General features: G+C 29.6%; 10 protein-coding genes. 9 read left to right on the forward strand and 1 reads right to left on the reverse strand.

Annotated elements, in window-relative coordinates:
• Positions 1 to 446 precede the first annotated feature (446 nt).
• From AACQ14_RS12285 to AACQ14_RS12325, 9 genes are all read left to right on the forward strand, one after another.
• Entirely contained in the window at positions 447 to 881 is a 435-nt protein-coding gene (locus tag AACQ14_RS12285; protein WP_339363885.1) for an NfeD family protein, read from the forward strand.
• 32 nt (positions 882 to 913) lie between these two features.
• Complete coding sequence (locus AACQ14_RS12290; RefSeq protein WP_339363886.1) at positions 914 to 1,843, forward strand: SPFH domain-containing protein; 930 nt, start codon at positions 914 to 916, stop codon at positions 1,841 to 1,843.
• A gap of 154 nt (positions 1,844 to 1,997) precedes the next feature.
• Positions 1,998 to 3,833, forward strand: coding sequence for an LTA synthase family protein (locus tag AACQ14_RS12295; RefSeq protein WP_339363887.1), 1,836 nt, complete (start codon positions 1,998 to 2,000; stop codon positions 3,831 to 3,833).
• A 126-nt stretch (positions 3,834 to 3,959) separates the two neighbouring features.
• Complete coding sequence (locus tag AACQ14_RS12300; RefSeq protein ID WP_339363888.1) at positions 3,960 to 5,096, forward strand: MGDG synthase family glycosyltransferase; 1,137 nt, start codon at positions 3,960 to 3,962, stop codon at positions 5,094 to 5,096.
• Positions 5,086 to 6,210, forward strand: a complete 1,125-nt coding sequence (locus AACQ14_RS12305) for an MGDG synthase family glycosyltransferase (protein WP_339363889.1) — start codon at positions 5,086 to 5,088, stop codon at positions 6,208 to 6,210. The genes AACQ14_RS12300 and AACQ14_RS12305 overlap by 11 nt, the downstream gene beginning before the upstream one ends.
• A 37-nt stretch (positions 6,211 to 6,247) precedes the next feature.
• Positions 6,248 to 6,949 carry a polysaccharide deacetylase family protein gene (locus AACQ14_RS12310; RefSeq protein ID WP_339363890.1) on the forward strand — a complete coding sequence of 234 codons (702 nt, stop codon included), beginning with the start codon at positions 6,248 to 6,250 and terminating at the stop codon, positions 6,947 to 6,949.
• 32 nt (positions 6,950 to 6,981) lie between these two features.
• The gene (locus AACQ14_RS12315) at positions 6,982 to 7,506 is read left to right on the forward strand and encodes a YkoP family protein (protein WP_339363891.1); all 525 of its coding nucleotides are present in this window, start codon (positions 6,982 to 6,984) and stop codon (positions 7,504 to 7,506) included.
• 2 nt (positions 7,507 to 7,508) lie between these two features.
• Positions 7,509 to 8,534, forward strand: a complete 1,026-nt coding sequence (locus tag AACQ14_RS12320; RefSeq protein ID WP_339363892.1) for a lysylphosphatidylglycerol synthase transmembrane domain-containing protein — start codon at positions 7,509 to 7,511, stop codon at positions 8,532 to 8,534.
• Between the two features lie 12 nt (positions 8,535 to 8,546).
• Positions 8,547 to 9,728, forward strand: coding sequence for a patatin-like phospholipase family protein (locus AACQ14_RS12325; protein ID WP_339363893.1), 1,182 nt, complete (start codon positions 8,547 to 8,549; stop codon positions 9,726 to 9,728).
• Here the strand turns inward: AACQ14_RS12325 and AACQ14_RS12330 are convergent.
• Positions 9,723 to 11,546 carry a sensor domain-containing diguanylate cyclase/phosphohydrolase gene (locus tag AACQ14_RS12330; protein ID WP_339363894.1) on the reverse strand — a complete coding sequence of 608 codons (1,824 nt, stop codon included), beginning with the start codon at positions 11,544 to 11,546 and terminating at the stop codon, positions 9,723 to 9,725. The genes AACQ14_RS12325 and AACQ14_RS12330 overlap by 6 nt on opposite strands.
• Positions 11,547 to 11,571 lie beyond the last annotated feature (25 nt).

Raw genomic sequence — 11,571 nt, forward strand, 5'->3', positions numbered from 1 at the left:
ATAAATGATACTACATTAATATAAGGTTTTCAATATGAATAATAGTAAATTCTTCAACTTTTTCACTATAAAAACCAATATCCCATCTGAATTGAAGGTAGAAAATTGAGTTGATTATCAAATACTTTGTAAAAATAAATAAATTATATACAAAAACATAATTATAAATTAAACAATTTTTAATTAAATATTAATCTATATATATTAAAATTATCATTATCATATAAATTAACCTCAAAATTTATCAAAAAGTTAAGTTTTAACTTATAAAAACTATATCTATGATAATAATTTAATCAAGTAGTAGCACAAAAATAATAAAGTTGCATTATGTAAGTTTTTTTTGTAAAATATAATAAGGTAGAATCATAATAAATAGCATAAATATATTAGCATAAGATTATGATATAACATATCAACTCTTTATTAAAAGGAGGAAGTAAGATATGCCAGAACCATATTTAATTTGGCTTGGAGTATTAATTATATGTATAATACTTGAAGCGGCTACTCTCGGATTAACAACAATCTGGTTTGCATTTGGAGCTTTGGCTTCGCTATTAGTATCTTTATTTGGAGCAGAAATTATTATTCAAGTATTAGTTTTTATAATTGTTTCCTTGTGCTTATTGTATTTTACAAGACCAATAGCATTGAAAGTACTCAAAATTGGTCATGCAAAAACCAACTATGAATCAATAATAGGCAAAGTGGGAATAGTTATAGAAGATATTGATAATCTTTCTGCAAAAGGTCAAGTAAAAGTTGATGGACAAATATGGAGCTCCCGTTCTTTACATGGTAGTTCTATAGAAAAAGGTATGAAAGTTAAAGTCGCTGAAGTAAAAGGTGTAAAATTGATTGTTGAAAAAGTAAAATAACATTTTGTATAAATTATGAGGAGGAATACATTATGGAATATGTAGGAATTGGAATTATTGCTATCGTAGTTATTTTAATAATAAGTAGTATCAAGGTGGTACCACAAGCACATTCGTATGTAATTGAAAGACTTGGTGCATTCCAGACGTCTTGGTCAGTGGGATTACATATTAAAATACCACTAATTGATAAAGTAGCAAGAAGAGTATCATTAAAAGAACAAGTTTTAGACTTTCCACCACAACCAGTTATTACCAAAGATAACGTTACTATGAGAATAGATACAGTTGTATACTACCAAATAACTGACCCAAAAGCTTATGCATATGGAATAGTTAATCCATTATCAGCAATTGAAAACTTGACAGCAACTACACTTAGAAATATAATTGGTGATCTGGAACTTGATGAAACATTAACATCTAGAGAGCTTATCAATACAAAAATGAGAAGTATTCTTGACGAAGCAACAGACCCATGGGGAATAAAAGTCAATCGTGTTGAACTAAAAAATATTATACCACCTGCTGAAATACAAGATGCTATGGAGCGTCAAATGAAAGCAGAAAGAGGTAGGAGAGAAGCTATCCTTAGAGCTGAAGGTGAGAAGAAATCAGCTATCTTAGTAGCAGAAGGTAGAAAAGAATCAGCTATACTAGAAGCAGAAGCACAAAAGGCAGCAGCTATCCTTAGAGCTGAAGCTAAGAAAGAAGCAGCTATAAGAGAAGCAGAAGGTGAAGCTGAAGCTATCTTAAAAGTTCAAACAGCTACTGCTGAAGGTATTAAGAAGATTAATGAATCCAAACCTTCAAGCCAAGTAATATCTATTAAGAGCCTAGAAGCTTTTGCTAAAGCAGCTGATGGAAAAGCAACCAAGATAATTATTCCATCAGAGATACAAGGTTTAGCAGGGTTAGCTAAATCAGTTGTGGAAATCGCAAAGGATGATAAAGTTGACTAAGATATATACTATTTAACTTAGTGGATGCATTGAATTATGCAAAATTTAATATAAGTTAAATAATATAATGGGCTAGCTTATTTAGATGTTCTATATTATAGTTAGCCCATTAAATGTATAATTTTAGTGTGTCGAATAAGGGAGAAATATTCAAATGAAAGAATTAAAAAAAGTATCGTATAAAGATTTTATTATGTTAGCTATACTGTTAGCTAAAGTAACATGTTTTTATTTGTTAATAGGATTTACAAAATCAAGTATAATTATAGGAAGCATAACATTTTTGTTTTTTGTAGTAATTTTTGTATCATATTTATTTAGCAATAGTAAGCACTGTAATAGATCATTTTTAATTGTATATTCTTTGCTTACATTATTAATGTTTGCAGATTGTTTGTATTACAGCTATTTCAATCAATTACCATCAGTAAATCAAGTAGCACAGATGAATAATTTGATTGTTGTTGATGAAAGTATCAAATTTACTACACCACCTATAAGTATTCTATTGTTCATTGATATACCTATATACTATATTTATTTCAAGAAGAAGAGAGCACAAATAACAGGTAATGATACTGTAAAATTCAAACCTTATAAAAAAGTACTTACATCACTACTATTAGGTTTGCTACTATTGATGTCATGGAATCCAATGAATGCAGATGCAATAAAAGCAGTTAGTAATACTGAGTTTTTAACATATCATATAAATGATATCTACACAAAAGTATTTGGATACAAAGATAATCAAATCAAGTCAAATGAGAATGTTGATAAAGTGATTGATGAATTGCAGAAAAACAGATCTATAGATACAAAATATCTTGGGGTAGCAAAAGATAAGAACTTAATTGTTATTCAAGTTGAATCATTACAGAATTTCCCTATTAATGCTTATTATGAAGGTCAGGAGCTTACACCTAATCTTAACAAATTAATTAAAGGGGATTCATTATACTTTGAAAATTACTATCAGAATATTGGGAGAGGAAATACATCAGATGCAGAGTTTTCAACACAGAATTCTATCTACCCAGTAATTGATGGAGAATGCTATAGATTATACGAGGATAATACATTTTATGGTTTGCCTTGGATTATGAGAGAACATGGATATAGTACTAAAGTATTTCATGGTTATGAAGCAAGTTTCTGGAATAGAGAAGCAGCATATCCTAACCAAGGATTTGAGGATTATGTAAGTCTTGAGGATATGAAACTTGATGAAAAGATTGGATTTGGATTATCAGATGTTAGCATGTTTGAACAAGCAGCTGAACATATAGAAAAAATGGAAAAACCATTCTATTCTTTTTTAATAACATTATCATGTCACCATCCTTATATACTACCTGATAAATACAATACTATACAATTGAATTCAGAAGATGAAGGTACAGTATTTGGTAACTATCTACAAGGAGTACATTATTCAGATATGGCTATAGGAGAGTTTATCAGTACACTAAAAGAAAAGGGTTTGTATGATGATACAATCATAGCTATATATGGTGACCATCATGGACTTAATTGCAAGGATGCAAGTAATTATGAATGTATGACAAGATATTTAGGCAAAGAATATGACTATAATGAGATGCTTAATATACCTTTAATAATTAACATACCCGGTGCTGATATTAATGAGACCATATCTACTACAGGAGGGCAAGTTGATTTCTTACCTACCATAACTAACCTATTGGGAGTACCTATCAAAAATAAATATATATTAGGACAAGATTTGGTAAATGCTAAAAAAGGATATGTTGCATCCGTGACATATATGTTGAGAGGATCTTTTATAACAGATGATGTTATATTTGAAATGTCAAGAGAATCACTATTCAGTACTAGTACAGCAAAGGACTTAGAGACGAATGAGGTAATTAAGAATAACATTTATTTAGAAGATTACTATAATAGAGCATTACAATTATTAGATACATCCAAGTATATACTTGAAAATAATCTAATAACAAGATAATAATGATTTGCAAGATATGTAAATTAATCTTGATAGTAAAAAACTTATAAGCATCTAAATTATAAGAAAAAAGCAGCTCTAATTATTAGACTGACTTTTAGCTTTAATTAATTTAGGGGGATAATTATGAAAAAAACAATAGTAATAGTATCAGCATCAACAGGTTATGGACATAATCAGGTAGCTGGTGCATTAAAATTAGAATTTGAAGAAAAAGGATATAAGGCTGTTATTGTAGAGCCGTTAAAGGAAGTAAGTAAATCATTAGATATGTTAGTATCAGATGGTTACAAGATACTTGCAACTTTAATGCCTAAAATGTATGGAACAATATACAAGATCAGCAATAATGAAACCATGAACAAACCTGTTGCTAAAATATTTATAAAAGCATTAAAAGATAAAATAGAAGAAATAGTTAATTTTGAAAATGCGAGTATGATAATAAGTACACACCCTTTATTGGTAGATGTAATCTCTTCACTAAAAGGTGACGGTGTTCTTGAGATACCATTTCTATCAATAGTAACTGATTTTCTTCCGCATCAAAGCTATATAAGTGAAAATGTAGATGCTTATTTAGTAGGTAGCAGTTATACGAAAAACGGTATAGTAGCTAGAGGAATATCTCCTGATAAAGTTTATTGCTACGGTATACCTATTAAGAGAATTTTTAGAGAAGATGTTGTAACAGAGAAAAAAGAGGACATATTTACTATTCTGTTAATGGGTGGAAGTATGGGAGTAAGCTCTATTAAGAAGGCGCTTAAAAATTTGCTTAATATCGAGGATAAGCTTAAGATTATTGTTGTCTGTGGTAATAACGATACTCTAAAAAATTCTTTAGATGAAAAATATGGTGAGTATATCCCTAATAAGTATATAGAGATACTTGGATTTACTGATAAAATACCTGAGCTTATGGAGCTGTCAGATGTAATTATAACTAAGCCAGGTGGTCTTACAGTAACAGAGGCGCTTACTAAGAATATACCAATGATTATACCTTATTTCATTCCAGGGCAGGAAGAAGAAAATGCAGAAGTTCTTGTTAATGCGGGAGCAGCAATTAAGGTAGATAGTGTAAAAGAATTAGACGAAGTCGTAGGAGTTTTAATGAATGACCCTAGTAAAATAAAATGGTTGAAGCAAAATATGAAAGAGATGTCTAAGGAGCATTCTATAGAAAAAACAATTAATCTCTGTCTAGAATTAATGGAAGAATATAAACCATTTAGGGAGACAATAAAAGATGCAAACTAACTGTGATATTCTAATCCTTACTGCTGATTTTGGAAGTGGACATAAATCTGTTTCAAATGCAATCAAAAGTTATATAAATGATGTAGATAGTAGTGTAAATATTGAAATCGTTGATATGTATAAGATTATTAGACCAAAACTGTATAAATACATCTATAAGTTTTTTGGAATATTAATTAAGTACGGAACAACTATCTATAACTTTGATTATTATAAAAAAAATAATAACGATAAATTTGGTAAGTTGCACTCTTGCTATAAATCTAGTTCCAAACGATTAGCTAGATATCTGGAAGATGTGCAACCTTCCATTATTATATCGACTTTTCCTACATGCTCTGCTTATGTGACAAAACATAAAAAAGATAAAAACGTTAGCATACCATTGATTACATGCATAACTGACATTGTAAAAGGGGCAGAATGGCTTCATAAAGGAAATGATATGTATTTAGTTGCTACAGATACTGTAAAGAAGAGTATAGTAAAAAGAGGTATAAGTGAAGAGTCTGTAATAACAACAGGAATTCCTATTCGTAGAGAGTTTTTAGAGGATAAAAACCTACCAGAACTTAGACAACAATACAGTATATCCCAGAAGGATTTTGTAGTGCTAATGATGGGTGGAGGATTAGGGCTGATACCAAAAGAAGTGTCATTCTATAAATGGATAGCTGCTCATAAGCGAATAAAACTATATATTATTACTGGTAATAACAAAGAATTATATAATAAAATAAGCAAGTATAATGAATATGGCAATATTAATATCCTAAAATACACTCATAAAGTAGCTGATATAATGGCTGTAACTGACTTGTTGATAACCAAACCTGGAGGCATTACTTTATTTGAAGCAATAGCAAGTAATCTGCCATTCATTATTTATAAACCTGTTTTGGGACAAGAACTAGAAAATTGCCGTTATATAGAGGAAAAAGAATTAGGATATGTTGTTCAAAGTGAAAAAGAATTAATAGATAAGATTAGTCTAGTTATGAATGACGAAGATATTAGAAATAAAATGATAAAGAGTATAAAAGAAGAAAAAAAGACCATTGACATGAAGTCTTTGGCAGATCATATTATGTCTGTTTATAATCTGAACAAGTAGAGATTAACCATCATTTAGTAAGGTAAGGTGATTTACTATGATAGCATTATACATTTTATTGGTATTATTGCTTGTATTCATGTTTTACATGGTTATACCTAATTACATTGCAAGAAATAGATCAAAAGAAGTAATAAAAACTATTAATAAAATTAATGGAAAAACTATAGCATTAACATTTGATGATGGACCAGACCCACTGTATACAAATAGATTACTAGATATACTTAAACAGAATAATATAAAAGCAACATTTTTCTTAGTAGCTGATAAAGCAGACCAAAATAAAGATATTGTAAAACGAATGGTCAGGGAAGGTCATGGAATAGGGATGCATACTCTATATCACAAATCAGCTTGGTTGAGTCTGCCACATGAAACAATTAATGAATTTAAAAAAGGCTTAGCCATATTTCATAGACTAGGACTAGATATTACATATTACAGACCTCCATGGGGAACGTTTAATGCATTGACTTTAAAAAATGCAATAAAGAATAATTTGAAAATAATACTATGGACTGTGGAAGCTTTTGATTGGAGAAAAAACAATTCTTCGTCTAACATAGAAAGAATCCTACTAAATAGGATAAAAGATAAGGATATCATTGTTCTACATGATAGTGGAGGTGCCAAAGGCGCTCCAAATAACACACTTGGTGCATTAGAATCTACCATACCAAAATTGTTGGATTCAGGATTTGATTTCATAACAATTGATGAAATGATTAAAGGTTAAGTTGGTTATAATAAACTATATAGGAGAACGCTATGAAAAAATTATTGAAAAAGTTTTTTACTTTCATGAATAAAAGATATATAAAAACCCATAATCTGATTTTTATACCCGGCTCGGAATATAACTATGTTTACATTGATATTTTACAATATAAAGGGAAAGATGTAAGTTTATCTGATGGTACAGTCATCAAGAAAGGTGATACGGTAGCTGAGATACACATTAATAATGATACTATCAAAGAGGTTCCAGTTAAAAAGGTTATAAGAGTGTTCCAATCTGAAGTAGTAGCTATGGCGAATGTACTAAAAAATAATGAAGATTATAAAGATGTAAAGGCAGTATTTGGAAGAACTGTCTTATATCCTCTTACTAAAAGATTAGGTTTTGATGTGTTTGAAATGAAAAGAGGCTATATGAAAAAGTTTATTAAAATATGGGATAATCTAATAAGAGTTTTATTTTCTTCAAAGGAAAAGGAAAATGTAAAATTCAGAGAACCAAGAGAAGTATGGATGTCTAGAGAGGCTATCATTAAGAATTTGGGAGAAAAATAATTATGAAGAAAAAGATAATAGGGATTATTATAGTAGTTGTTTTTACTGTAATAACAGTATATTTACTAGCAAATAGTAAAGAAATTGCTGAGTTTCCTGAACTAGTAAAAAGGTTAGAAATAAAATTTTTGTATATAGCAATATCATTGATGCTACTATATTTAGTAATTAATTCAACAATAATCTATATAATAGGCAAAGAAATAAGTAAAGAAATAACATTTATGAAATCAGTATATCTATCATTTGTGGGACAATACTATAGTCTGATTACTCCATTTGCAGCTGGTGGACAACCTGCTCAAATAATAGCCATGAAGAGTAGATATAATATTCCTATTTCTGTGGGTACAACAATTACAGTTAAGAAATTTTTGATATTTCAAGTTGTAGTTTCTCTATATGCAATTAGTATGTTTTTTACTAAGATTCATTTCATAATGGATAAGTACAGCGGCTTAATAGTTTTTATAGTTATAGGTCTTAGTGTCAACCTTATTGGTGGAGTACTAATTATTTTATTATCCTATTCTAAGACTATAGTTGTTAAGATACTTGATTTTGTTATATTGATTGCAAATAAACTTCATCTAGGAAAACGTATCAAGAGAGATTCAATAATTGAACATATTGATGACTATGTAAAGAATATAGAAGAGATAAAGAATAATAAGAAAACCATGCTTACATTGATTGTTATGACTTTCATACAATTAACTATTTATTTTTCCATAACCTATTTTGTATATCTGTCATTAGGCTCAACAGGTGCTAATTATATTGATATATTGGGTATACAAACTATTGTATATGTAGTAGTTAGTTTTATACCTACTCCAGGTGGAGCTGGCGCATCAGAAGGAAGCTTTTATTTGTTGTTCAAAGTATTTTTCTCAAGAGACGTATTATTATACGCTATGGCACTTTGGAGGATTATTACCTATTACGGAAACATGATTTTCAGTGGTTTGATACTGCTGTTGGTTAGAATATTTGGATACTTCAATAAGAAAAAGAAATATGCTTAGAGGGTGAACTTTATGGACCTAAGAATAGACATGAGTAAGGAATACGGAGTCGTACTTGAAGGTGGAGGAGCTAAAGGTGCTTATCAGATTGGTGTTTTAAGAGCTCTCAAAGAATTAGATGTCAATATAAAAGCAGTTGTAGGTACATCTGTAGGAGCTCTCAATGGTGTTTTAGTTGCACAAGATAACTTGGACAAAGCAGTTGAACTTTGGCAGAATATCAGATACTCTCAAGTGATAAATGTTGAAGATGATATTCTAGAAAGAATAACAAAACTAGACTTCAAAGACTTGGATTTCAAGAAAATATTTAATAAAATAATCCAAGTAATAATAGATAGGGGAGTGGATGTAACTCCTTTGAAAAAAATGATTGCGGAAGTGGTTGACGAAGAAAAAGTCAGGAATTCAGATATAGAATTTGGTTTAGTTACCATTTCTTTATCAGATAGAAAACCTTTAGAGTTATTTATAGAAGATATTGAAGAAGGAAGATTAAACGATTTTCTACTAGCAAGTTCATATTTACCTGTATTTAAAAATGAAAAACTCCATGGTACAAGATATCTGGATGGAGGTTTTTATAATAATTCACCAATGAGTATGCTGGTGGATAGAGGTTACAAGAATCTGATTGTTATTAAGATAAAAGGAATAGGATTTGATAAAAAATCAAATCTGGAAGATGTTAATGTCTTTGAAATAGCTCCATCTGAGAATCTAGGAGGTATATTGGAATTTGATACTAACAAAGCGAATTATAACCTTAATCTAGGTTATTATGATGCTATAAGAAGGATTAAAGGATTAAGAGGAAGACATTACTATATAGATACGGACAAAGAGGAAGAATACTTTATAAGCACACTTATACAAATGGACAGTAAAAATAAAGCTAAGTATTGCAGGACTAATAACCTTAGGAATAAATCACTAAATCGTGCAATTCTAGAGGATGTAATACCTAGATTAGCCAAGAAATTAGGTATTAGAGAAAAATGGGATTACTGTGATTTTATTATAGAATTACTTGAGTATTTTGGTAAAAAATTAAAGGTGGAAAGATTCAGGATATATACTTTTGAACAGTTCTTCACATTGATAAGGAATAGACTAAGAAGAACTAGATTCGAGATGGAAGAGGATGAAAGAATGTTTAAAAACTTAATAGAGGAGTTAGCTCTAATATCATGAGTCTAACTCCTCTTCAACGATTTCTATGAATTTATCAACTATAAAAGGATCAAATTGTTTTCCTGCGCATCGTTTTAATTCTTCTACAGCAGCTTTTCTGGAGATTGCATCTTTATAAGGCTTTTTAGTAATCATCGCTGTATAACTTTCTACAATGGAGAATATACGGCATTCCAAAGGTATGCTATTGCCTTTGATATTAAGGGGATATCCCTCACCATTCCACCACTCATGATGCTTCAATATTAAATCAGCGATATGAAAAAGGTTAGGTATTGATAATGATATCTTATACCCCACTTCGCTATGTCTTTTGATGATATTCAATTCCTCTGCTGTCAAAGGTTCTGTTTTATATAAAATATTATTAGGTATACTCACTTGACCTAGGTCATGAAAGTTAACAAATAATTTGAGATTGTCAAGGTTATGTTCTGGATAATTAACGGCTTTGGCAAGTTTTACAACATTATCTAGTAGGAACTGCTTGGTATCTTCATTCTTATATTCTTTGCTGGATAAAGATTTTATTAGTCCTTGAACAATATTATTCCTGTTTTTTATCCCTTGTAACAATTTTTCGTGATACATATTATTGTCAGCTGCAATGAATATGGTTTCCATATCTGTATCTACAGTTTCTCTTAGGCTATAACCAATTGAAAAACTAAGAGGTAATTTAGGATTGGATAAGTTATAGCTGTCTAATCGTTGAAGTAACGTTGTTTTGTATTTTTCAAGTAAAGATTTACTGCAATTAGGAAAGAATATAGCAAATTCATCTCCACCAATTCTACAGGCTTCTTCATAACTGCTAAGAGGGGATTGAATAATATTGGCAGATTCTTTTATTATAGTATCACCGAATGAATGACCAAGGGTATCATTAACTAGTTTTAGACTGTTAAGGTCGCATATAACCAGCCCCATTGGTAAAAACGCAGGATCATTATAATACTCTAATTTATTCTCAAAATAAGCTCTATTGAAAAGACCTGTCAAAGGGTCGTATATGTTAAGATACTCGAGTTTATTTTCTATGGATATTTTTTCGGATATATCTCTAGCAAGGCACATAACATGGTCATCAATATCTGGATAGATTCTAATGATGAAATAATAGTTTTTATCATTTATCAGGATATTTGTTTTAAAGGAGCTAGGATTATTCGTATATAAAACTTTATCTGAAGTAGTTTTTATTAGCTTAGCAGTATCAACAGGAAATACTTCAAATATATTTTGATTAATTACTTTATGAGGTTCAATATTAATTTCTTTGGTCAATCCACAGTTAAAGTATGTAATATCACCTTTTTTATTAAGCCTTATTAATACGTCGGGAGTATTATTAACAAGTATATCGTATTTAAGTTTTGAAACTTCTAATTCTTGTTGGAGATTTTTGACATGGGTTATATTTTTTAGAGTTATCATTAAGTAATTATTTTCAGAAAGAGTATTAAGTGCAACATTATATGTAGAGGTTTTGTTATTAGAATATGTAAAATGATAATCACAATCATCAATTTTCTTGATAGAAGTTATGTTTTGATGTTGAAACAGTAATGACACATCTTTAATATTATAATCTTCTTTATGTAAGTTCAGTGCCCGCATAGCTTCCTTATTCATAAACAGCAGATAATTTGAACTATTTACAATTAGTACTCCGTAATCTATTTGCTGAATAGTTTCTACTAATAAAGGATTATCAAAAAAACTATCCTCAGATTTCTTATAGGGTTTTTCCCTATTCAATTTCTGGGTGTGAGATAATATAAAAGATATAAATTCATTTATATTTGCGGTATTCATAATAAAGTCCCCTTAAGATTATATT

This window comes from Vallitalea maricola (assembly GCF_036985595.1).
Classification (GTDB): domain Bacteria; phylum Bacillota; class Clostridia; order Lachnospirales; family Vallitaleaceae; genus Vallitalea; species Vallitalea maricola.